Raw genomic sequence first — 21,558 nt, forward strand, 5'->3', positions numbered from 1 at the left:
CCAAGCCACCTGAGCCATCGATCAGCAGCGCGATGAAAGCCATCCCTGCCTCACCCGCACCACCCGAGCATCCCGCTCTCACCGGACCCTCGGGGCACCTTCAGAAAGGTAGGGCGCGATGACGGGCAGACCCAGACCATCCACGATCTGCTGCGCGGCCGGGTGCGTGAGGTCGCGGGACGGGCCGAGGACCCGTCCGGGGTAGCGATGGACACCCAGACCGTGCACGCCGCGGCCGAAGTCCCCTCGGCCGCGACCAGGCTGGACGCGGGGAAGAAGAGCCGGGACGCAAACGCCACCGCATCGGCTCCGAGGCCCACAGCCACTCGGCCGCCGACCCTCCGAACCATTTGGCGTTTCCCATGCCCGTTTTCTCTCTCCGTGCGCCGCCCGCTGCCGTCACGGTCCGTATTCCACGAGCGACCGGGCGACGATTAGCGCTCGTCTCGTCCCCCGAGGTCACGTCCGGGACCTGCTTGACACGCCTTGCCACCAGGCGATCCGGAAAGCCCCGCAGGCCCTCCCACACGCCGGACGGACAGTTGAGATCTGCCATCTGGGCGGCAACCTGGGCGGATACGCGACGAAGACGCTCGCGGCGGTCGAGGAGCGGACGCATCCGAGGCTTCTCGGCGCCATGCTCAGGGGGCTGACGCTCAGCCCGGCCCCGATGCGTTTCCCACGGTCGACGCCGTGCTGCGGCACGTGTTCGGGAAGCCAGGAAGCGTGCTGCCGCCGTATGAGGTTCTGACCGAACCGCAGCAGCCCGCCATGCGGACGCTGGCCGAGATGGGGGACGACACCTGGTGCTGGGGCAACTTCACAAGTTCGTTGTGGGTTCTGGGCGTATGAGGCCGGATCCCTCCGACCCGCCTGGTCACCCCCCTTTCCCCGAGCCCCGAAGTTGCGCGGGTCTCCCCATCAGGTACTGTCTGGTTGAGAGTGGCGGCAACCGATCGCCCGTGCAGATGATGGAGGTGAGTTGATGACTGTCGTGGAGAACACCGCTGTGCGCGGTGCCCGGACCATCCTCACTTTCCGGGCCTCGTCCTGACCTTCGCCTGCCTTTCTCCCCGGGGAGATTAGTTCCGGAGCGCATGCCGTCCGGCGAGGTCCCCTTTCAAGGGTCTCCACGTGTTTCATCAGCACTCATCTCATTCTTCTCTCTCTTCTTCTGAACGCGCTCTGACACTGGCCGATTACGGCTGGGACGACGAACGGGAGCGTTCGTTCGCCCCGCTCCGGGCCGACGGGCTGATTCCGGGCCGTGTGGTGCGGACCGAACGCGGTCTATGCGACATCGTCGCCGAGGGCGGGCCCGTGCGCGCGGTGGTCAGCGGTGACCGGCTGCTGCCGTGCACCGGCGACTGGACGGCCGTTCGGCCGGCCACCCCGGCCGCGTCCGCCGTCGTCGTGAAGGTGCTGGAGCGCCGGACCGCCGTCGTGCGCTCCACCGCGTCGCGCAGCTCGCACGGGCAGGTGCTCGCCGCGAACGTCGACACCGTGGCGGTGACCGTCTCCCTCGCCGACCCCGTCAGGCACGGGCGGATCGAGCGGATGCTCGCGCTGGCCTGGGAGAGCGGTGCCACCCCGGTGGTGGTGCTCACCAAGGCCGACCGGTGCGCGGACGCGCAGCGGGCGGCGGCCGAGGTGGCCGAGGTCGCGCCGGGTGTGGAGGTGCTGGTCACCAGCGCCGCTACCGGCGAGGGCGTGGATGTCCTCGTCGCCGTCCTGTCAGGCACGGTCGTGCTGCTCGGGCCCTCGGGCGCGGGCAAGTCCACTCTCGGCAACCGCTTGCTGGGCGAGGAACGCCTGGCCACCGGCGCGGTGCGCGAGAACGACGGCAGGGGCCGGCACACCACCGCGTGGCGGGAGCTGCTACCGCTGCCGCACGGCGGGGTCCTGCTGGACACGCCGGGCCTGCGCGGTGTGGGCCTGCACGAGGCCGACGAGGGCCTGGACCGGACCTTCGCCGAGATCATCGAGCTGGCCGACGACTGCCGCTTCGTCGACTGCGCCCACAGCACCGAGCCGGGCTGCGCCGTCCTGGCGGCCGTCGAGGACGGCCAGCTCACCCAGAGGCGCCTGGACAGCTACCACCGGTTGCAGCGCGAGAACGCCTACGCCGCCTCCCGCATCGACGCGCGGCTGCGCGCCGAGCGGGAGCGGACCAAGAAGGAGATCACGCGCCTGATCCGTGAGATCAAGCGCTCCCCGAACTTCAAGGCATGACGAAAAGGAATCTGGTCATGGACCTTCCCCGCATCTTCACCATCCGCGAGAGCGACCACCGCATCCACGACCCGCTGACCCCCGCCAAGCTCGCCGCCTTCGGCGAGGCGCTCCGCCTCGCCCCCGGCACGCGCGTCCTCGACCTGGCCAGCGGCTCGGGCGAGATGCTGTGCACCTGGGCGCGCGACCTAGGCTTCACCGGCAGTGGCGTGGACATCAGCACCCTGTTCACCGAGCAGGCCCAAGCCCGCGCCGTCGAACTCGGCGTCGCCGACCGTGTCGAGTTCGTCCACGGCGACGCCGCCGGACACGTCGCGGACGAGCCGGTCGACCTGGCCTGCTGCGTCGGCGCCGCGTGGATCGGCGACGGCGTCGCCGGAACGGCCGAGCTGCTCCAGCGCAGCCTCCGCCCCGGGGGCATGATGCTGATCGGCGAGCCCTACTGGCGGCAGGTCCCGCCGGACGAGGAGACCGCGCAGGCCTGCCACGCCACCGCCATCGCCGACTTCGTGCCGCTGCACGGCCTGATCGGGCAGTTCGGCGACCTCGGGTACGACGTCGTGGAGATGATGCTGGCCGACCAGGACAGCTGGGACCGCTACACCGCGGCCCAGTGGCTCAGCATGCGCCGCTGGCTCGACCAGAACCCCGACGACGAACTGGCACCCGAAGTACGGGAGGAACTCGCCAACGAGCCCGCCCGCTACGCGCGCCACCTGCGTGAGTACCTCGGCTGGGGAGTCTTCGCCCTCATGAAGCGATAACGCTCTCGTCCTGTGCGGGCCCGGGCACTACATCGTCCGGGCCCCGCACGGGGCACGGCGCCGGTAGCGGCGCCGCTTCCTACGCCGCCGGAGACGGCCGGCCGCTGTACCTGGCCTGGCTGGCAGGCTACGGGACTGGGAGAACGACGAGGACACCTTCGATGAGCAAGACGAAGAGGAACTCGAACCTCCGGTCCCCGCAGGCCCGGGCACCCTCGCCGCCCCGCAGCGCTGCACTTGCCGAAAACTACGTCCGTGTAGGTCAAGCGGCATGCTCGTACTCGCTGAGGATCCCGCCCAGACGTTGGCTCCTTCGGATATCCAGGTGGGCGATCTGGTCTGGTTCGTTGATCGGTGGAGGCAGTGGCCTCAACGGGCGCGCGTTGGCCATGCTCTGATGAGGCCGATGCTCGTTGTAGAAGGTCTCGAACTCGCGGAGGGCGTGAAGCAGGCGCCGCCGGCTCCAGATCAGCGTTCGCTCGAGGAGTTCGCGGCGGCAGGTCTGCACCCACCGCTCCATCACCGCGTTCATCCTCGGCACCCGCACCCCGGTCAGCACCGTCTGGATGCCGGCATCGGCCAGGACGGCGTCGAACAGGTCGGGGAACTTGCCGTCGCGATCGCGGATCAGGAACCGTGCCCGGCACCCGGCGTCCTCAAGGTCCATGACCAGGTTCCGGGCCGCCTGCATCACCCACGCTGCGCTCGGATGAGCGGTAGCGCCCAGGACCCGGATGCGGCGGGTGTGGTGCTCGATCACCGCCAGCACGTACGTGCGCTCCCCCGTCAAGGTAACGGTTTCCATGAAGTTGCATGCCAGCAGCGCCTCGGCCTGGGAACGCAGGCACCCGGCCCAGGTGGTCGAGGAACGCTCAGGCGCTGGATCGATACCGGCGTCCTTGAGAATCTCGCCCCGCCCAGCTGGCGCTCGAGCACGGTGATCTGGTGCCGCAACACCAAAATCTCGGCATCTTTCTCCCGATCGGTCATCGGAAGTAAACGCAGTATCGCGACCGTGTTGGACACGGTCAAGTAAGCCAGTCGCAACAGCACAACCGCCCATCATTCCGGGCGAGGGCGGTGGCGTGGCCCGTCCCGCGACTCTTCCCGGCCCCGCGCCACGACTTGCCGGACATTACGCCTCTCACCTGCACGGACGCACTTTTCGGCAGCACAGCGCTGCCGGCCCATGCTGTTTGACCAGCCCGGCGTCCTTCATCCGTTCCAGCGCCAGGTCAAGCAGCCGGTCGGCCGGGTCGTCGGCGGCGAGCCGGTCACGGAAGTCGGACAGAACGCTGTGGTGAAAGCCCGGGTCGTCCAGTTCCATGGCCGAGGCGTATTTGAAGTCGATCCAGCAGCGCACGGCCTCGGCGGCCTGCCGGTCCGACAGGTTCAGCAGGAACTGCAGCACGCACACCATAGCCAGTTGCGCCGGCGACAGACCGGAGCGGCCATCACGCGGGTACCAGCAGGCCAGGTCCGCATCGCTCCACAGTCCGTCGAGGTGATCACGCACCCACATCGCGGTCGTGCCACGAGGATTGCTCGCGCGCGCCATCCGCGCGGTGAGCTCCGGGATCTCGACTACGGACCGGGGGCGAACCGACACTTGACCACCTCGGGGGAATGCCCGACTTCACCGATCCCGAGATCCTGAAGGTTACCGGACAGTCACTCTCAGCGACGCGCCGGCCCGTTTCCAGATTCCCGACAGAGTCGCTCGATGGCGGCAGCCGCAGGATGATGAAGGTTGGGTGCGGGAGCCACCTGGGGACGCCGAGCGCCCGTGACCGGCGCGGAGGATCTACTGCCTGGTTGCCGAGTGCGGTGCTGGTCATCTGGTCCTCCCCCTACTCATGACCCGACGGCAGGTTCCATTTCTTAGGTATCCGTAAGAGCGCGGTCCCCAGCGACGCGCTAATCCTGCTCTCAGGTTGATCGGGGACAATGAGCGGCAAAAGCATCGATTGGAAGGGGGCGGGCCGGCGTGCGGATCATGATCGCGGATGATGAGAGGGCCATTCGTGAGTCGCTGGAGCGGGTGCTCCAGGTCGAGGGTTACGACACCAGCACCGTCGCCAACGGTCTCGCCGTGCTCGACGGGGTCGGGGGGGCCGGCGGTGACACGCTGGATCTGCTGATCCTCGACGTGATGATGCCCCGCCTCGGCGGGTTGGAGACCTGCCGCCGGTTGCGGGCCGCGGGTCGGGATCTGCCGGTGCTGATGCTGACCGCCCGTGACCAGGTCTCCGACCGGGTCGCGGGGCTGGACGCGGGCGCCGACGACTACCTGCCCAAGCCGTTCGCCACAGAGGAGTTGCTGGCCCGGGTGCGGGCCCTGCTGCGCCGGCGCACGCCGCCCGACGGGGAGTCGCAGGTCCTGTCGTTCGCCGACGTCCGGCTCGATCCCGACAGGTTCGAGGCGTGGCGGGGCGGGCGGCCGCTGCTCCTGACCCGGACCGAGTTCTCCCTCCTGCAGGTCCTCGTGCGCAACGCGACCCGGGTCTTGACCCGCGACGCGCTGTTCGAGGCGGTCTGGGGCTTCGACATGTGCGCCACCGCCAACAACCTCCAGGTATACGTGAGCTACCTGCGCCGCAAGATGGAGGCCGAGGGTGAGCCGCGATTGATCTACACGCTGCGCGGCCTGGGATACACGTTGCGGGAGACTCCTCCGTGAGCAGGCCCGCCGACCGGGAACCGCGCCGGCTGACCCGATGGTGGCGCCGGCGGTCCCTGCGGACCAGGCTGACGGTGATCGCGGCGACGGCCATCGCGGCCAGCGTGTTCGCGGCCTTCCAGGCGGGCATCGAGCTACTGAGCTGGGAGCTGCAGGACTCTGCCGAGAATCAGCTACGCGCCGACTCCCGCGTCCTGGCGACGAAGGCGGAGCGCGCTGGTCTGGCGCAGGTCCAGCTACCGCCGTATCCCGGATCCGGTCAGCTGGTGCGGGTCATCCTGCCCGACGGCTCGACCCGGACGCCGGCCGGCCAACCCGCGCTGCCCCCGGTCAGCGAGCACGCCGGGCGCGTGGCGCACGGGGCGTCGGCCGATCTGATGGAGTCGAACGACAGCGACGGCTACTTCATCTACACGCTGCGGGCGGGCGACGGCGCGGTCCAGGTGGCCCGCGTCGCCGCCGACGACAGCCCGATCACCCGGTTCGGGTTGGGCATGCTGCTGATCGGGCTGCTCTGCGTGGTCGGCGGCGCCCTTGTCGGGCGGGCCGTGGCGCGGACCGGGCTGGCACCGATCGACCGGCTGACCGCCGCCGCGGTACGTGTCGCGCGCACCCGGGATCTCGACGCCGACATCCCGGATGAGGGCGGTGGGGAGATCCGGCGGCTGATTCAGTCGATCAACGACATGCTCGCCGCGCTCCGGGACTCCCGGCGGGCCCAGCGGCTGCTCGCCGAGGACGCCGCCCACGAGCTCAAGACCCCGCTCACCAGCCTGCGCCTCAACGTCGAGCTGCTGATCCGGCTCGATCGGCGCGGCACCCTGGACAGCGCACTGCCGGCGGAGAGCCGGACCCGGCTGCTCAACGATCTCGGCGCCCAGGTGGCCGAGTTGAGCACCCTTGCCGCCGAGCTGACCGACCTGGCGCGCGGTGACGTCAGCGACGAGAGCACCGAGCTGCTCGACCTCGCCGACGTGGTGGTGGCCGCAGCGACGCGGGCGCGTTCCCGCGTGCCCGACATCGAGGTCGCGCTCGACGTGACCTCCGTGTGGGTGAGCGGGCGTCCCGCTGCGCTCCAGCGGGCGGTGCTCAACCTCATCGACAACGCCGGCAAGTGGTCCCCCGCGGACCAGCCGGTCCAGGTCCGGCTCCGTGCCGAGGGCGCGTCGGCGGTGCTCGAGGTCGACGACGCCGGGCCGGGCATCGACGCCGCCGACGTACCGCGGGTGTTCGACCGGTTCTACCGTGCCGACAGCGCCCGGGCGTTGCCGGGATCCGGTCTGGGGCTGTCGATCGTGCAGCGGGTCGTCGACGCCCACGGCGGCCGGGCCACCGTCGCCCGCTCGGCACGCGGTGGCGCGCTGCTTCGTGTCGACCTTCCGGCCGCGGCCCCGCCCGCCCCAACCGCGCGGCTCACCGCCGGGTAGGACACCGCGGTGCGCTGACCCGCCCCGGGGGGCGCGGCGCAGGACCGAAGGGCGGCGGCCGTCGGGCCCATGAAAAGATCCGGGACGGGCCTGGATCCCCGTCCCGGATCTCGTTCGTGCCGCCGCCCTCACCGTTGCAGCGTGGGCTCCTCGTCGTCGGCGAGCGACTGTTGACCGTCCGGCAGCTCCGCCGCTGGACGGGACGGCCGGCTCGGCCACCAGATCCGCCGACCGATCAGCAGGGTGAGGGCGGGCACCAGGACCGACCGCACCAGCAGGGCGTCGAGCAGCACGCCGAAGGCGACCAGGAACCCGACCTCGATCAGCATCACCAGCGGAAGTGTGGTGAGGACCGCGAACGTGGCCGCCAGGACCACGCCTGCCGAGGTGATGACGCCGCCGGTGGCGGAGAGGGCTTTGAGCATGCCCTCCCTGGTGCCGAGACGCACCGTCTCCTCCCGGGCTCGGCTGGTCAGGAAGATGTTGTAGTCGACGCCTAGCGCCACCAGGAACAGGAATGCCAGCAGCGGCACCGAATAGTCGATGCCCTTGAACCCGAGGATCGTGTCGAAGACGAACACGCTGCCGCCGAAGGCCGCGGCGAATGAGACGATCACGGTGGCCATCAGGACCAGCGGGGCCACGATCGCGCGCAGCAGCAGCCCGAGGATGATCAGGACGACGGCGAGCACCAGCGGGATCACCAGCCTCTCGTCGCGGCTGGTGGTCACCTCGGTATCGAGGTTCTCCGCACTCGGCCCGCCGACGATGGCCTCCGCCCCGCTCACCGCGTGCACGGCGGTGCGCACCCGCTTGATCGTGTCGTATTCTGCGGCGGTTTCCGGCGCATCCGTCGGGAACGCGGAGATGTTGGCCCAGCCACCGCTGGTCTCCTCCGGGAGGGCCAGGGCCACACCGCGAGTGTCCTTGACGATGTCGAGCACCCGCTCCTGGTGCGCGGGCCGCGTGAAGATCGTCATCGGCTGGCCGCCGAACTCTGGGAAGTGCTGGCGGAGAACGGTGAACCCGGTGACCGACTCCGGCGCGGACAGGAACTGGTCCTGCTCCCGCAGGGCGCCGGTGTTGCCCGCCAGCCCGATGGCGAGCATGCCGAGGATTCCGAGCGAGCCGAGCGCCGCAACCCACCGGCGGCGGTTGATGGCGGCGCCAAGCCGTCCCCACAGCCCCGGCTTCTCCTCCACGGCTGTGCTGAACCGCGGGATGACCGGCCAGAAGATCCGCCTGCCGAGCACCACGAGCACCGCCGGGAACAGCGTCAGCATGGCCACCAGCGCGCACAGGATGCCGGCCGCACCGATCGGGCCCAACCCGCTGGTGCTGTTCAGGTCGGCGACGAGCAGGCAGAGCAGGCCGGCGATCACGGTGGCCGCGGACGCGACGATGGCCGGCGCCGCGCTGCGTAGCGCGCGGACCATCGCGACCCGGACGTTCTCGTGGTGGTGCAGTGTCTCCCGGTACCGGGAGATGAGCAACAGCGCGTAGTCCGTGCCGACGCCGAATACCAGGATCGTCAGCAGCGCCGAGTTCTGGCTGTTGACAACGATGCCGAAGCCCTTGACGAGCAGGTAGACGGTCGCCATCGCGCTCAGTGCGGCCGCGCCCACGACCACCAGCGGGATCAACCACAACACCGGGCTGCGGTAGGTGAGGATGAGCAGGAGCGTGACGACGACGACGGTGGTGAGGAGGACCTGCAGGTCGATGCCGTCGAAGACGGCGTCCATGTCGCCGTCGATCGCGGCCGGGCCGGTCACGTCGAGTTCCAGGCCGGCGGGGCGGTCCTTCGCGGCGTCACGCAACGGGCCGACGATGGCCTCCGGTTCGCCGTAGGTCGTGCTCACCGGGAGGGTGAACATCATCGCCTTGCCGTCGGTGGAGGATCTCGTCGGTGGGCCCTCGTCCTCGCCGCCGGCCGGGGCCGCCTCCTTCGGCGGGTACCGCTTGGCAAGGGTGCTGTACTGGCGCTCGACCGTCGCGCGGTCGGCGTCGGTCATGCCGCCGGCGCGGTGGTACACGAAGACGAACGTGTTGTCGTCCCCGCCGGGGAGACTGTCCTCCAGCACCGCCACCTTGGTGGACTCGGCACTGGCCGGCAGGGTGTCCGCGGCGCTGTCGGTGGTGACCGAGCTCAACTTTCCGCTCAGCGGCACCATGAACGCCGCCAGCACCATCCACAGGCCGATCACCAACCACGGCACCCACCGACCGGCCAGCCGACCGGCCGGCGCTTCCCCGGACGGCGCTGCGTTGACTGCCATCACTGGCCTCCTACATACGGGCTACATCGCTGATCTGATGCCTGCTTCCTACCGAGCGAACCTGAGACGACCGTTAATACGGCGCTCAGGCCGGTTGGCCGAACCTGGAGTGCCCCGGCTTGGTTTCCTCTCTGCCAGACTCGTGTGACACAAGGGACGAACGAGTCGTAAGCAGCGCGAGCAGGGCAAGTTCGAGTTGGGCCGGCCTGGAGCCCCTGGTGCGCGGTATCCCGCCGATCCGGTCCCGTCGCGGCATCGAGACCCCTGACCGGCTCGGCCGGCACCGCTGGGGGGCGAGCGCACGGTGTCCTGGATGAACCACTGCCGCCGGCTGCACCACCGCTACGAGCGCAAGGCCGAGCACTTCCTGGCCTTCGTCGGCATCGCCGCCGCCCTCATCTGCTATCGCCACCTAGCCAAATGAGACGACGTGGCGGTGTGGCGTTCATAGTCGCGGGCCAGCCGCCAGTGGGCCGTCGGCTGCGCCAAAGTCCGCTCGACCGCCCCCTCCGTGGGAGCACAACGAACCCCTTCTGATCTGCGGGTTTGCGGACAATGCTCAGGGTGGTGCGCAGCGTCTGCGCGGTCCAACCGACTGGCGTCCGGCGAATCCGGCGTCGGTGAACACGAACCGGCGCCCAGGCCACCTTCTACACCACGCCTGGCCTGACCGCCCGGGTCAGCGACCAAGGCGAAGGCCAAAACGACATATGGGGCGGCGCCGCTCACCGCAGCCTCCTGCAACTCTCACCCATCTCGACATACCGTGGAGATGCCTCGATGGGTGAGCCGACGGTGCACGGATGGCCGTGTTCGCTCGGTGTTCGCTCGGTGTTCGCTCGGCGGCTTCGAAACGGGCCGGCACGCGGCGGGATGTAGCAGCATGGAGATGGTGCTGGATGCGGACAGATTGGTATAGTGCGACACTGAGAGCGCCGCTCTGATACGAGAGCTCTGGACTTTTGATCCGTAGGTTGTGGGTTCGAGTCCCACGCGACCCACCACCCCTGACCAGGGCAAAGGCGGGGCAGCTCAGACCGACTGTTTGATGCTGTCTCGCGTGATCGATGAAGCTGTCCGCCGCGCCTCAGGCGTCCTCGGGTTTCCAATAGATGGACTGGATGCAGATGGTGGCCAGGGTGTCGATCGCGCCCTCGTCGCTGAACTCCACCTCGACGGACTCGCCGCCCTGCGCCTGCCAGATGTAGCAGAAGTGTTCCAGCATCGCCGACAGGGCCGAAGCGGTCAGTATCGGATTGGCTCCCGGGCAGTAGCCGTGTTCCTGGGCGGTCCGGATCTCGGCGGAGATCTGGTAGATGGCTTGGGCCCGGATGTCCAGCCAGCGGTCGCGGAACTCGCCTTCGAGCATGGATGCCTGGAAGACACCGACGAGTTCGCCGCGGCGCTGCTTGTAGGTTTGCCAGAAGCCCGCCATGGCCTCGCGCATCGCCTCATGTCGGCTCTGTCCGGCCCGGTATGACACCAGGGCCAACTCCATCGCCTCGGAGTGGAACTCCTCCGCCAGCGCGAGCAACAGGTCCGCTTTGGTGTCGTAGTAGTTGTAGAAGGAGGCGACCGACTTGCCCGCCTCGGCCGCGATGTCGCTGATCTTGGCATTGAGGTAGCCGTCGCGGGCGAAGACCCGCCGGGCCGCGTCCCGGAACGCCTCGTCGGTCGCGCGGCCCTTCTGCGTCGCCTTCTCCTGACGGTCGGTGCGCTGCGCGGGTTTGTGGGGACGCGCAATCGTGTGCTTCTTCATGGTCTAGGAGACTCTACGGGTGCGCTGCCGGACGGTTGGCACCGCCGAGGCTCGGAGACAGGGGCAGGCCGGGCGTGCCCGGATCCTCGACCGCGCGCATCACTGCCGCCACCCCTTGCACACTTCAAGGCCTGATGGAACGTGACCTTTCCGGGCTCTGGTCAAACCTCTTTCTCGAAGATAAGCTCAGTTTCACTTTTTTGCTCTGCGAACTCCGGTCCGATCCTTCGAGTGAGGCTGACATGCATGAGTGAAACGATCGTCCACCCCCTCCTCACCCTCCACGAAACCGACACCGTGCCTGCCGCTCATGCGCTCGACGCCGTTCTGCTCCCCGGGTCCGCCACGGCAGCATCGCCGGTATCGGCACTTACCTCGACTCGGCCGTCCGCCTTGCCCACGCCTCCGCCGGCCGCGGGGGCGGACCTGTGAGGCGTTGACGACGATCTGAGCGCCGGAGCCGGCCCGGCTGCCCACGGGCGCCGGCGTCCGCGGCGCGGAGCCGCCCCTTCCGGACTCGCAGGCATGGCCGAGTCGCCAAGCCTCGCTCTACCCCCTGGTTGGACAGGTCGAGGCTGCAGCGGGCGACGGCCTGCCTGAGTCCAGAAGTGAAAGTAACTTCATATTCGTTTAGAGAGAGGTTGCGGGATGGATGGTTCGCCGCGCGGTCCTTCGCTGGCCGTACAGGAGCTGGAGGTCGCCTACCACCGCGCCGTCCGCGGGTTGCGCGGGGTCTCGGTCAAGGTGCCCGCGGGCGGGGTCGTGGCACTGCTCGGGGCGAACGGCGCGGGCAAGACGACCTTGCTGCGGGCCGTGACGGGACTGCTGGACGGGCATGGCGGGGTGGTCACGGCCGGTACGGCGAAGTTCGGGGACCTGGACCTGCGTACCGCAGGGGCGACCCGGATCGTCCGGGCCGGGCTCACGCAGGTGATGGAGGGCAGGCGGGTCTTCGCCGAGCTGACGGTCGAGGAGAACTTGCGGACCGGCGCCTACACCCGCCGGGACAAGGCCGGGGTGCGGGCCAGCCACGAGCGGGTGATGGCGCTGTTCCCCCGGCTGGCCGAGCGGCGGGGGCAGGTGGCGGGCTACCTGTCGGGCGGAGAACAGCAGATGCTGGCGATCGGCAGGGCGCTGATGGGCGATCCGAAGCTGCTGGTGCTGGACGAGCCGTCGCTGGGGCTGGCGCCCATGGTGGTGGAGCAGATCAGGCAGATCATCAAGACGATCAACGGGCAGGGCACGAGCGTCCTGCTGGTCGAGCAGAACGCGCGGATGGCGCTGTCGATCGCCGACCACGGCTACGTCCTGGAGACCGGGCGGATCGTGCGGGAGGGACCGGCCGCGGAGCTGGCCGCCGATGCGCGGATCCAGGAGTTCTACCTGGGCGGTGCGGCCGGGCGCCCTCCGCTCGGGCGAGCGCCGCACCGCAGGAAGGTGCGCCGGTGAGCGAGCTGCTGGAGGTCCGCAATGTGGCGCTGCGCTTCGGCGGGCTGACGGCGCTGGACGGTGTGGGGTTCGACGTGCGCGAGCGTGAGCTGTTCGCGGTGATCGGGCCGAACGGAGCGGGCAAGACGTCGGTCTTCAACTGCCTGAGCGCGGTGTACCGGCCGCAGGAGGGCTCGATCCGGTTCGCCGGGCATGAGGTACGCGGGCTCAGCCCGGTGCGCGTCACCAAGCTGGGAATGGCGCGCACGTTCCAGAACCTGGGGCTCTTCGGGGGCCTGGACCTGGTCGCCAATCTGCTGCTCGGCAGGCACCACCTGATGCGGTCCGGTTTCGTCAGCTCGGCGCTGTGGTGGGGCCGAGCCCGCAGCGAGGAGGTCCGGCATCGGCGGGCGGTCGAGGAGATCGTGGAACTGCTGGATCTGGACCCGTACCGGAACCGGCCGGTCGGGTCGCTGCCGTACGGCGTGCAGAAGCGGATCGAGCTTGGCCGGGCGCTGGCGATGGAGCCGCGATTGCTGCTCCTGGACGAGCCGGTCGCCGGGATGAACCTCGAGGAGACCGAGGAGATGGCCCGGTACCTGTTGCACGTCCGCGATGAGCTGGGAGTGGCCATGATCCTCGTCGAGCATGACATGGCACTGGTCATGGCTCTGGCCGACCGGGTGCTCGCCCTGGACTTCGGGGTGGTGCTGGCCGTCGGCACACCCGCAGAGATCCGCGACGATCCCCGGGTGGTCAAGGCGTACCTGGGCCAGGCCACCGAGGAGGGACCGGCATGAGGCCGCTGGAGCCGCTTCAGGGCCGGAGCGGCACGGCGATGCGCCGCAAGCGGCTGGGCGTGTGGGAGGAGATCACCTGGCCGGAGTACGTGGCGGTGGCCGAACGGGTGGCCGGTGCGCTGCGCGAATGCGGGGTCGGTGAGGGCGACCGGATCGCCCTGGCCGTACGCAACCGTCCGGAGTGGTTGTTCGCCGAGCTCGGGATCGTGCTGGCCGGGGCCGTCGCGGTGCCGCTGGACGTGGACGGCCCGCCGGAGCGGCTGGTGGAGGCCAAAGCGCGGCTGCTGTTCGCCGACGACGCCGAGCAGGTGGACAAGGCGCTGTCGATCGCCGGGAACTGCCCGGACCTCGGCCGGATCGTCGTCATCGACGCCCGTGACGTGAGTGCGGGCGACGAAAGGGTCGTCACGTTCGCGGACTTCGGCGCGGGTCTGACGGATGCGGGCCCATCGGACGCGGGCCCATCGGACGCGGGCCCATCGGACGCGGCGTCGAAGGACGCGGCGCGGCTGGACCTGTCGGCAGGGGATCCGTTCGGACTGCGGGCACGGGACGAGTACCTGTCCTTCATGCCTACGCACGACGCCGCCGAGCGCGCGTTCTCGCTGACGCTGCACCTGTCTCGCGGATACATCGTCAACTTCGGCGGTGCGGCGACCGTTCACGCCGATCTGGCCGCGGTCCGTCCGACCGTGCTGTACGCGCGGGCCGAGGTCTGGGAGGAACTGCGTCACGGCGCGCAATCCCGGCTGGCGGCGGCGTCCTGGCTGAAGCGGCGGCTGAGCACCCGGGCGCTGGCGGGCGGCCTGCCGCTGGGCTCGCTCCTGATCCATAGGCCGCTGCGTGCACGGCTCGGTCTGGGACGGGTGCGGATCGGGTTGTACGGGCCCGGGCCGTTCGAAGGACTGAGCTGGTACGAGCGCATCGGCCTGCGAATGAAGGCCTACGAGACGGGGGCACGATGACCGGCTTGCTGACCGCCCTGGTCAACGGAATGGCGGTGGGCAGCGGCTACGCCTTGGTCGCTTTGGGATTCGTCATCATCTACAAAGCGACGGGGCTGCTGAACTTCGCGCAAGGCACGTTGCTGCTGCTCGGCGCCTATCTCACCTACACCTTTCACGTAGTGCTGGGCATCGCGTTCTATCCGGCGGTCCTGCTGGCGATGCTGTGCGGCGCGGCGGTCGGCGCTCTGCTGGAACGGCTCGTCCTGAGGCACCTGGTCGGCCAGCCGCTCTTCACGCAGGTCATGGTGACAGTGGGCCTCCTGTTCGTTCTCACCGAGGTCTGCGCGGCGTTCTGGGGCGTGGACGCGCTGGACCTGAGGGACCCGTGGGGACTGGGCACCGCGTCGATCGGCGGGGTCGTCATCTCCGACGCCTACCTGTGGCGGATGGGCCTGGCGGCCCTGGTACTGGTGCTGTTCTTCCTGTTCTTCCGGTACAGCGCGACCGGCCTGGCCATGCGGGCGACCGCGATCGACCAGGAGGCGGCGCGAGCCCAAGGGATCAGCACCGGCAAGGTCCATCTCCTGGCCTGGAGCATATCCGGCGCGGTCGCGGCGGTCGGCGGGGTGATGCTGTCGGCCGGTCCCGGTGGCCTGGCACCGCACGTCCAATTCGTGGCGCTGCTTGCGTTCCCGGCGATGATCCTCGGCGGGCTGGACTCGCCGGCCGGGGCGGTGGTCGGCGGGCTGCTCATCGGTATCAGCCAGAGCCTGGCCGGGCGCTACTTCGGTGACTGGTTCCCCTGGCTGGGCAGCGGTTTCGACCAGGTGTTCCCGTACGTGCTCATGATCGCCATCCTGCTGGCCCGGCCGTACGGGCTGTGGGGCACCCGAGAGGTACGGAGGGCTTGACGGTGGCGTCGATCGCAGACACCCGAACGGCGGTTCGCGGCCGGATGGCACGACGATCGTCCGGTCCGCCGACCGACTACGCGGCTGGGCTGCGGCTGTTCCCGACCAGGGCGGCCAAGGTCCGGATCGCGCTGGTGGCGCTCGCGGTGGTCCTGGCTCCGTACCAGCTCACCGACGACTGGTTGCAGGTTCTCGCCATCTGCGGCTGCTACGCCGTAGGCGGGATCGGGCTCAATCTGCTCACCGGCTATGCCGGGCAGGTCTCGCTCGGCCATGCCGTACTCGTCGCGGTCGGTGGTTACACGGCCGCGGCGGTCACCGAGAAACTGTCGCCGGCCCTGCCGCTGCCGCTGTGGCTGCTCGCCGGCGCGCTGGCCGGGGCGGGAGCGGGCGCCCTGATCGGCCCGTTCGCGCTCCGGCTGCACGGCCACTACCTGGCGATCGTGACGCTGGCCCTGCTGTTCATGTGCCACTGGCTGTTCAACCGGTGGACCTGGCTGACCGGCGGCGGCGAGGGGGTCCCCCTGGATCCGCCGCTCGTCCTGGGCCCGTTCGACTTCGCCGACCTGGAGCCGTTCGGGTACGTGGCGCGGCAGCAGGGGGTCTTCCTGCTGATCTGGCTGGTCGTCGGGCTCGCGGCCCTGCTGGCCGCCAACATCGCCCGGGGCCGTCCAGGACGGGCCATGCAGGCCGTACGGGACCGGCATCTGGCCGCCGAGGTCTGCGGCGTCAGCCTGCTGCGCTACAAGATGGGCGCCTTCGTGTGGTCCAGCGCGTTCGCCGCCGTAGGCGGGGCCCTGTACTTCGGCTGCATCCAGCAGTTCATCACCCCCGACGCCGTGACCGGGGTCGAGGGGCTTGTCATGTCGATCACCTTTGTCGCCGTCATCATCGTGGGCGGCATGGGCACGATCCACGGGGCCGTGCTCGGAGCCCTGATCGTGGCCGGGCTGCCGCAGCTCATCAACCGCAACAGCGGGTGGTTGCCGTTTCTGGGCGAGGACGGCGTGATGAACACCGACTCCTTCAACAACCTGCTGTTCGGGCTGTTCATCGCGGTGTTCCTGATAGCCCAGCCGCTCGGCGTCGCGGGGCTGTGGCGCCGCACCAAGAACTACTTCCGGCACTGGCCCTTCTCGGGCTGACCTGACCCTTCACCCCACCGGCCCTATTCAGGGCCGACCCTCCACCCCTTTCGAAAGGTAGGCAACCGTGCAGCGCTCACGATGGACCTCGGCGGTCTGCGCCCTCACGGCCGCCGCGCTCGTCCTCACCGGCTGTGGCCGGGACGACTCCGGCTCCGGCGGCAAGGGCAAGGCGGGAGAGCCGGCCAAGGTGCCGGGCTTCGATGGCAGCACGATCAAACTGGGCGCGCTCGTGCCGCAGAGCGGCCCGGTCAAGGTCGTCGGGGATCCGATCCTGGCGGGCAACCGCGCCTTCTGGGAGGCGCTGAACGCCAAGGGGGGCATCGCCGGCAAATACAAGGTCGAACTGGACGTACGTGACAACAAGTACACCCCCCAGGAGACGGTGATCCAGTACGGCGCCATCAAGAACCAGGTGGTGGCGTTCCAGCAGATCCTGGGCACCGCACCGCTGCAGGGCGTGCAGGCCCAGCTCGCCCGCGACGGCGGCTTCTCCTTCGCGGGCACACTGGACGCCATCTGGCACAAGGACCCGCACCTGCTGGCGCTGTTCGCGCCGTACCAAATCCAGGCCGCGAACGGGATCAGCTACTACGTCAATGAGATGGGCGGCAAGGGCAAGCCGGTCTGCACGCTGACCGCCGACAACTCCTTCGGCAATGCCGGGCTGGACGGCGCCGCACATGCGGCCAAGGAACTCGGCATCACCTACAAGGCGCAGGCCAAGTTCACGTCGGGGCAGTCCGATTTCGGCAGCCAGGTGGACCAGCTCAAGAAGGCGGGGTGCGCCGCCGTGTGGCTGGGCGCGGTGCCGTCCGACACCGCCGCGATCCTCGCCAAGGCCGCACAGAACGGGTTCGACACCCAGTGGATCGGCACGGCGGTCTCGTATTCGGCGTCCTTCGCCGGTACCGCGCTCGCACCGTACCTCGAGAAGAACTTCATCGCCGCCATCGAAGGTGTGGCGTGGGGAGACCGGTCCGTGCCGGAGATGAAGCTGTTCACGGACGCGATCGCCAAGTACGCGCCGCAGCAAAAGCCCGACCACCAGGCGCTCTCCGCATGGCTTCAGGCCAGTGCGCTGAGTCAGATCCTCACCAAGGCGGTGGAGCTGGGCGACCTGTCCAAGCCGGGCATCCTGGCCGCCGCGGCGGCGACCAAGACGATCAACATGGGCGGCATCGTCAAGGACCAGAAGTACGGGACGCCCGCCGAGCGGGAGCCGTCCCGCTACACGACGATGTTCAAGATCACGCCTGAGACGCTGGCCACGAACGCCGGGCTGGCGGTGCTCGCTCCCAACGCCGTCAATTTCAGCAGCCCGGCCGCCAAGTCCTACAAGTTCGACCTCGGGTAGCCGTCCACCGAACGTGGTGACCGCAGTCGGATGATCTTCGATCGGCGGAGGGGCCTCCGGCCCGGTGCGGATGGCGGCATCCGCACCGGTATCCGGAGGCCCTCCCGCCGCCCGGCGTTACTCCGGACGGCACCCTCGCATTCCCCACCGCCGTGGCGACACTGACCGTGCACGCCCCGGGAAGGGCCTTCTCGGCGAATGGCCGGAACCGTTCGGTCAGCGGCCCGCCGGACGGCCGCCGCCGTGAGCTACCGCAGCGTGACCGGGGGCTCGGTTTCGACGCGGGTCAGCTTCTCGGGATTGCGGACGTAGTAGAGGCCGGTGATGCGGTCGCCGTCGGCCCGGATCGCCATGATGCCGTCGATCTCACCGTCCAGCCGGACGACGAGGGCCGGGCCACCGTTGACGATGGTGGGGTCGTAGGTCAGCGTACTTCCGCGCTTGCCGATGCCGCCGAGGATGTAGCGGGCGATCTTGGCCGCGCCGGTAATCCGCCGCGGTGCCGCCTGCCTGACGCTGCCACCGTCGCCGATCAGGACGACGTGCCCAAGATCCCCACGGTCGCGCGGATCAACCAGCCCAACCAGCACACGGCCGACCAGACCAGCCTTGACCAGGCAGAAGACGCCGCCTAGCGATCACTGGCCCCTGTCTCATTTGACTTGACACCTACCGGCCCGTGAAGCCCACCGGGTTCGATGTCCGTTTGCCTGGCGTCGGTCGGCGCGGGTGGGTTGCGCGACCCACCGCCCGGGACCAGGGCGAACACCGTCTACGGCGGCCTTGGCCGCTCTCGCCTGGCGCCGCACTGAGGCCGTCCTGAGCCCCAGACGTTCCGGGCACACCGGACAACCGCCCGGCCTGCTACCCGGTCAACGGCTCGACGCCCCGCCGGGCATGACTGATCACCGCATCGCCCTCGGGCTGGGCAACACGCGTGGCGTTTTCATGTAGCCCTTCAAAACCGATGACGAGGGACGAGGGAGCCGAGAGGCAGTAGAAGCGCGTAGTCACGGCCTGTCCCTGGCGTTCAGCGTCGTTGCGGGCGACCTATCTGGCGTGAGGAATTGGTCGACGAGGCTGTCAGTCGCGATGCCGTCTTCCTGCCGCGGCAGCGTTTCTTCCCAGGTCGCTACCGGATGTCGGTATCGGCTGACACAATGCCGCGCCATGAGCGACAGGGAAGGCGGCCCGCTTGTCGGGCTGGACGCCGTCGATTGGGCGGGTCTGGAGCACGCTTACGGACCGGCCGAGGACGTGCCCGTTCAGCTCCGGGCGCTCGCCTCGGAGTCGGCGAGCGAGCGCGACACTGCCATGCGCGAGCTGTGCAGCAACATCTTTCACCAGGGCAGCCGGTACGAGGCGACCGCGTACGCCGTGCCGTTCCTGGCGGCATTGGCCGGTGACCCCCGGGTCCAGGACCGTGGCGACATCTTGCACCTGCTCAACGCGATCGCCATCGGCTACGACGATTCGTACCTGCCCAGCGGCGTCGACATCGGCGGACCTGGTGGGCCGGTTCCTGCTCAAGGGCGGCGAGACGGTATGGGTGGACGGTCCGCTGACCCGGGCCGTCCGCGAGGGCGCCATCTGCTACCTGGACGAAGTGGTGGAGGCCCGCCAGGACACGATCGTGGTCATCCACCCGCTCGCCGATCACCGTCGCGAACTTCCGGTCGACCGGCTCGGTGCGAGCCTGCCGGCGGCGCCGGGGTTCCAGCTGGTGATGTCCTACAACCCCGGCTACCAGAGCGTGCTGAAGACGCTCAAGGAGTCGACCCGGCAGCGCTTCGTCGCCATCGAACTCGGCTTCCCACCGGTCGAGATCGAGACCGAGGTGGTGGCCCACGAGGCCGAGATCGACACTGACACCGCGCTCGCCCTGGTCAGGCTCGGTCACGCCATCCGCGACCTGGAAGGCTCACCCCTCGGCGAGGTGGCCTCCACCCGGATGTTGATCCTCGCGGGCGGCCTGTTCGCCGAGGGATTGGACCTGCGCCGCGCCGTCCAGGCGGCCGTCGTCCAAGCCCTCTCCGACGATCCCGATATCGTCCGCGCCCTCGGCGAACTGGCCGATGCGGTCCTGCCCCGGACATGACCGCGCCTGGCCCGAAGGACCTCAGCCGGTTCCGGTTCCTGGCCACCTTCGCCGCGGGCCGCCCCGTCCTCACCGCCGAGGCGCGCTCCGGTGAGCCCGCGCACACCGACGGCCGGATCATCTTCGCCTCGGCCGGCCGCCCGGCCGCCGAGCAGCGCCGCGAGATCCTGCTCCAAAGCGCGCTGCTGGCCGCGGGCAGCCTGGACCAGCGCTGGGTAAGAGCCCTCCGGGCCCGGCCGGCCCTCGCGCGCCGCTACCTGGCGCTGGAGGGCCGCCGGGCGCTCGCCGAGCTTGCCCGGCGGATGCCCTTGGCGGACGATATCCGCCCGGACGGCGATCCGGGCACCACCGCCGCTGAGGAGTCGCTGGAGGTGGCCAAGGGACGGGCGAAGGTGCCCGACACACCGGAGTGGTTCGGTGTCATCAGAGCCTCCCGGCTGTCGGCGTCTCCGGACGAACCCGGCGGTCGGCCCACCGACCGTCAGCTGCACCCGGAAGCCGATCTGTCCGGCCCGCCCGAGGACGATGAGGACGACGAGCAGACCGAGAAAAGCAGACTCCTCAGACTGTTCGAGGTCCCGCTCGGCTCACAGGCCATACCGGACTTCCTGCGCAAGCTGCTGGGCTCCGAGCCCCGTTCCTCCGGGGACGACGCCGCCGGGGCCGAACTGCCGACCCGCTCGCTGCGGCGTGCGCGCTCGGGCGGACCGGACGCACGGCCTCTCCCCACGCGGATCCACTTCACCGACGACGGCGACCCCGGAGCCTCCGCCGGTGTGGGCGGAGCCCTCCACCCGGAATGGGACGTGCACGCCAACCGGTACCGGCCCGAGTGGTGCCGGGTCGTCGACTTCCCGCTGACGGCCACCGCCGACGTCTCCGCCGCCGGCATCCCGCGCGACGACGTGCTTCGACGGCGCCTGTCCCGCGTCGGCCTCGGCCCCAGGATCCTCAGGCGGCGCGCGGACGGCGACGAACTCGACATCGACGCACTGGCCGACCTGGCCATCGATGTGCGCTGCGGCTACACGCCACCCGAGCACGTGTACCAGGAACGCCGGAACCTGCAGCCCGATCTGGGCGTCCTCATCCTGGTCGACGCCTCCGGATCGGCCACCGACACCGATCCGGACGGGCTGGCCGTCCACGACCACCAGCGGCGATCCGCGGCCACCCTGGCCCTCACCCTCGAGGAACTCGGCGCCCGCGTGGCCGTCTACGCCTTCCGGTCGCACGGGCGGCACGCCGTTCACCTGCCGGCGATCAAAACCTTCGGACAGCGTTTCGGCGCCGCCGGCCGGGCCCGGCTCAACCGGCTCCGGCCGTCCGGCTACACGCGCCTCGGTGCCGGAATCCGCGGTGCGCGCGAGATCCTCGAACGGGACGCCGGAACACCGAACCGGCTGCTGCTCGTCCTGTCGGACGGCTTCCCCTACGACGGCGGCTATGAGGGCAGGTACGCCGAGGCCGACGTCCAGAAGGCCCTGGTGGAGCTCCGCATCGAGGGGGTCGCCTGCCTCTGCCTGTCCATCGGCACCACCCACCCGCTTCCACGCGTGTTCGGGCCGACCGGGCACGCCGCCGCACCGACCCTGGCCGAGCTCAGCCCACGGATGGACGAGCTGTTCCTGCTATCCCTACAGGACCTCACCGCACCGAAATCCCGCCGCCTGCATAACAGGCATCCGAACTCATCCGGAGCTTTCCTTCGGAGCGCGGACACCTGACCTG

Annotated in this window: 18 protein-coding genes and 1 pseudogene; 14 read left to right on the forward strand and 5 right to left on the reverse strand. The window is 69.7% G+C overall.

Annotation, left to right across the window (positions count from 1 at the left end; all coding sequences use genetic code 11):
• Positions 1-693 precede the first annotated feature (693 nt).
• The 3 genes from F7P10_RS42335 (at position 694) to F7P10_RS14555 (ending at position 2,996) form a co-directional block, all read left to right on the forward strand.
• The gene (locus tag F7P10_RS42335; protein ID WP_176611472.1) at positions 694-852 is read left to right on the forward strand and encodes a hypothetical protein; all 159 of its coding nucleotides are present in this window, start codon (positions 694-696) and stop codon (positions 850-852) included.
• Between the two features lie 417 nt (positions 853-1,269).
• Positions 1,270-2,232 carry a ribosome small subunit-dependent GTPase A gene (gene rsgA / locus F7P10_RS14550; RefSeq protein WP_254716605.1) on the forward strand — a complete coding sequence of 321 codons (963 nt, stop codon included), beginning with the start codon at positions 1,270-1,272 and terminating at the stop codon, positions 2,230-2,232.
• Between the two features lie 17 nt (positions 2,233-2,249).
• Entirely contained in the window at positions 2,250-2,996 is a 747-nt protein-coding gene (locus F7P10_RS14555; protein ID WP_151009831.1) for a methyltransferase domain-containing protein, read from the forward strand.
• A gap of 262 nt (positions 2,997-3,258) precedes the next feature.
• Here the strand turns inward: F7P10_RS14555 and F7P10_RS14560 are convergent, their stop codons facing one another.
• Together F7P10_RS14560 and F7P10_RS14565 are read right to left on the reverse strand one after the other, a co-directional pair.
• Positions 3,259-3,801, reverse strand: coding sequence for an integrase core domain-containing protein (locus F7P10_RS14560; RefSeq protein ID WP_218040503.1), 543 nt, complete (start codon positions 3,799-3,801; stop codon positions 3,259-3,261).
• Between the two features lie 339 nt (positions 3,802-4,140).
• Positions 4,141-4,605: a transposase gene (locus tag F7P10_RS14565; protein ID WP_218040504.1), complete on the reverse strand. Its 465-nt coding sequence runs from the start codon at positions 4,603-4,605 to the stop codon at positions 4,141-4,143.
• A gap of 378 nt (positions 4,606-4,983) precedes the next feature.
• Between F7P10_RS14565 and F7P10_RS14570 the strand changes: the two genes are divergently transcribed.
• Both F7P10_RS14570 and F7P10_RS14575 read left to right on the forward strand, forming a co-directional pair.
• The gene (locus F7P10_RS14570; RefSeq protein ID WP_151009832.1) at positions 4,984-5,676 is read left to right on the forward strand and encodes a response regulator transcription factor; all 693 of its coding nucleotides are present in this window, start codon (positions 4,984-4,986) and stop codon (positions 5,674-5,676) included.
• Positions 5,673-7,103, forward strand: coding sequence for a HAMP domain-containing sensor histidine kinase (locus F7P10_RS14575; RefSeq protein WP_151009833.1), 1,431 nt, complete (start codon positions 5,673-5,675; stop codon positions 7,101-7,103). The genes F7P10_RS14570 and F7P10_RS14575 overlap by 4 nt, the downstream gene beginning before the upstream one ends.
• Positions 7,104-7,231: 128 nt before the next feature.
• Here F7P10_RS14575 and F7P10_RS14580 read toward each other — a convergent pair whose 3' ends face one another.
• A complete protein-coding gene (locus F7P10_RS14580) occupies positions 7,232-9,382 on the reverse strand; it encodes an MMPL family transporter (protein WP_151009834.1) in 2,151 nt (716 codons plus the stop codon).
• 206 nt (positions 9,383-9,588) lie between these two features.
• Between F7P10_RS14580 and F7P10_RS44330 the strand changes: the two are divergent.
• Positions 9,589-9,806, forward strand: a pseudogene (locus F7P10_RS44330) (transposase); the annotation flags it as partial.
• A gap of 663 nt (positions 9,807-10,469) precedes the next feature.
• On the opposite strand, the gene F7P10_RS14590 reads toward F7P10_RS44330, so the two are convergent.
• A complete protein-coding gene (locus tag F7P10_RS14590; RefSeq protein ID WP_151009835.1) occupies positions 10,470-11,141 on the reverse strand; it encodes a TetR/AcrR family transcriptional regulator in 672 nt (223 codons plus the stop codon).
• A gap of 648 nt (positions 11,142-11,789) precedes the next feature.
• On the opposite strand from F7P10_RS14590, the gene F7P10_RS14595 reads away from it, so the two are divergent.
• The 6 genes from F7P10_RS14595 to F7P10_RS14620 all read left to right on the forward strand — a co-directional run bounded on the left by F7P10_RS14595 (position 11,790) and on the right by F7P10_RS14620 (position 17,729).
• Entirely contained in the window at positions 11,790-12,590 is an 801-nt protein-coding gene (locus tag F7P10_RS14595; RefSeq protein ID WP_151009836.1) for an ABC transporter ATP-binding protein, read from the forward strand.
• On the forward strand, positions 12,587-13,369 hold the full coding sequence (locus tag F7P10_RS14600; protein WP_151009837.1) for an ABC transporter ATP-binding protein: 783 nt from the start codon (positions 12,587-12,589) through the stop codon (positions 13,367-13,369). The genes F7P10_RS14595 and F7P10_RS14600 overlap by 4 nt, the downstream gene beginning before the upstream one ends.
• Complete coding sequence (locus tag F7P10_RS14605) at positions 13,366-14,334, forward strand: AMP-binding protein (protein WP_151009838.1); 969 nt, start codon at positions 13,366-13,368, stop codon at positions 14,332-14,334. The genes F7P10_RS14600 and F7P10_RS14605 overlap by 4 nt, the downstream gene beginning before the upstream one ends.
• Complete coding sequence (locus tag F7P10_RS14610) at positions 14,331-15,227, forward strand: branched-chain amino acid ABC transporter permease (RefSeq protein WP_151009839.1); 897 nt, start codon at positions 14,331-14,333, stop codon at positions 15,225-15,227. Before F7P10_RS14605 ends, F7P10_RS14610 begins: the two co-directional genes overlap by 4 nt.
• 44 nt (positions 15,228-15,271) lie before the next feature.
• Positions 15,272-16,372: a branched-chain amino acid ABC transporter permease gene (locus F7P10_RS14615; RefSeq protein ID WP_151009840.1), complete on the forward strand. Its 1,101-nt coding sequence runs from the start codon at positions 15,272-15,274 to the stop codon at positions 16,370-16,372.
• A gap of 67 nt (positions 16,373-16,439) precedes the next feature.
• Positions 16,440-17,729, forward strand: coding sequence for an ABC transporter substrate-binding protein (locus F7P10_RS14620; RefSeq protein ID WP_151009841.1), 1,290 nt, complete (start codon positions 16,440-16,442; stop codon positions 17,727-17,729).
• Positions 17,730-17,977: 248 nt separating this feature from the next.
• On the opposite strand, the gene F7P10_RS14625 is transcribed toward F7P10_RS14620, so the two are convergent.
• Complete coding sequence (locus tag F7P10_RS14625) at positions 17,978-18,319, reverse strand: hypothetical protein (RefSeq protein ID WP_151009842.1); 342 nt, start codon at positions 18,317-18,319, stop codon at positions 17,978-17,980.
• Positions 18,320-19,239: 920 nt separating this feature from the next.
• Here F7P10_RS14625 and F7P10_RS14630 point away from each other — a divergent pair.
• On the forward strand, positions 19,240-19,827 hold the full coding sequence (locus F7P10_RS14630) for a CbbQ/NirQ/NorQ C-terminal domain-containing protein (protein WP_254716606.1): 588 nt from the start codon (positions 19,240-19,242) through the stop codon (positions 19,825-19,827).
• Positions 19,824-21,554: a nitric oxide reductase activation protein NorD gene (locus tag F7P10_RS14635; protein ID WP_151009844.1), complete on the forward strand. Its 1,731-nt coding sequence runs from the start codon at positions 19,824-19,826 to the stop codon at positions 21,552-21,554. Before F7P10_RS14630 ends, F7P10_RS14635 begins: the two co-directional genes overlap by 4 nt.
• Positions 21,555-21,558: the final 4 nt, after the last annotated feature.

The organism is Actinomadura sp. WMMB 499 (assembly GCF_008824145.1).
Lineage (GTDB): Bacteria > Actinomycetota > Actinomycetes > Streptosporangiales > Streptosporangiaceae > Spirillospora.

Excerpts from the sequence above, each read along its gene's own strand:
- F7P10_RS14555 (WP_151009831.1), top strand. The coding sequence starts at position 2,250 with ATGGACCTTCCCCGCATCTTCACCATCCGCGAGAGCGACCACCGCATC.
- F7P10_RS14560 (WP_218040503.1), bottom strand. The coding sequence starts at position 3,801 with ATGGAAACCGTTACCTTGACGGGGGAGCGCACGTACGTGCTGGCGGTG.
- F7P10_RS14580 (WP_151009834.1), bottom strand. The coding sequence starts at position 9,382 with ATGGCAGTCAACGCAGCGCCGTCCGGGGAAGCGCCGGCCGGTCGGCTG.
- F7P10_RS14590 (WP_151009835.1), bottom strand. The coding sequence starts at position 11,141 with ATGAAGAAGCACACGATTGCGCGTCCCCACAAACCCGCGCAGCGCACC.
- F7P10_RS14595 (WP_151009836.1), top strand. The coding sequence starts at position 11,790 with ATGGATGGTTCGCCGCGCGGTCCTTCGCTGGCCGTACAGGAGCTGGAG.
- F7P10_RS14605 (WP_151009838.1), top strand. The coding sequence starts at position 13,366 with ATGAGGCCGCTGGAGCCGCTTCAGGGCCGGAGCGGCACGGCGATGCGC.
- F7P10_RS14610 (WP_151009839.1), top strand. The coding sequence starts at position 14,331 with ATGACCGGCTTGCTGACCGCCCTGGTCAACGGAATGGCGGTGGGCAGC.
- F7P10_RS14615 (WP_151009840.1), top strand. The coding sequence starts at position 15,272 with ATGGCACGACGATCGTCCGGTCCGCCGACCGACTACGCGGCTGGGCTG.
- F7P10_RS14635 (WP_151009844.1), top strand. The coding sequence starts at position 19,824 with ATGACCGCGCCTGGCCCGAAGGACCTCAGCCGGTTCCGGTTCCTGGCC.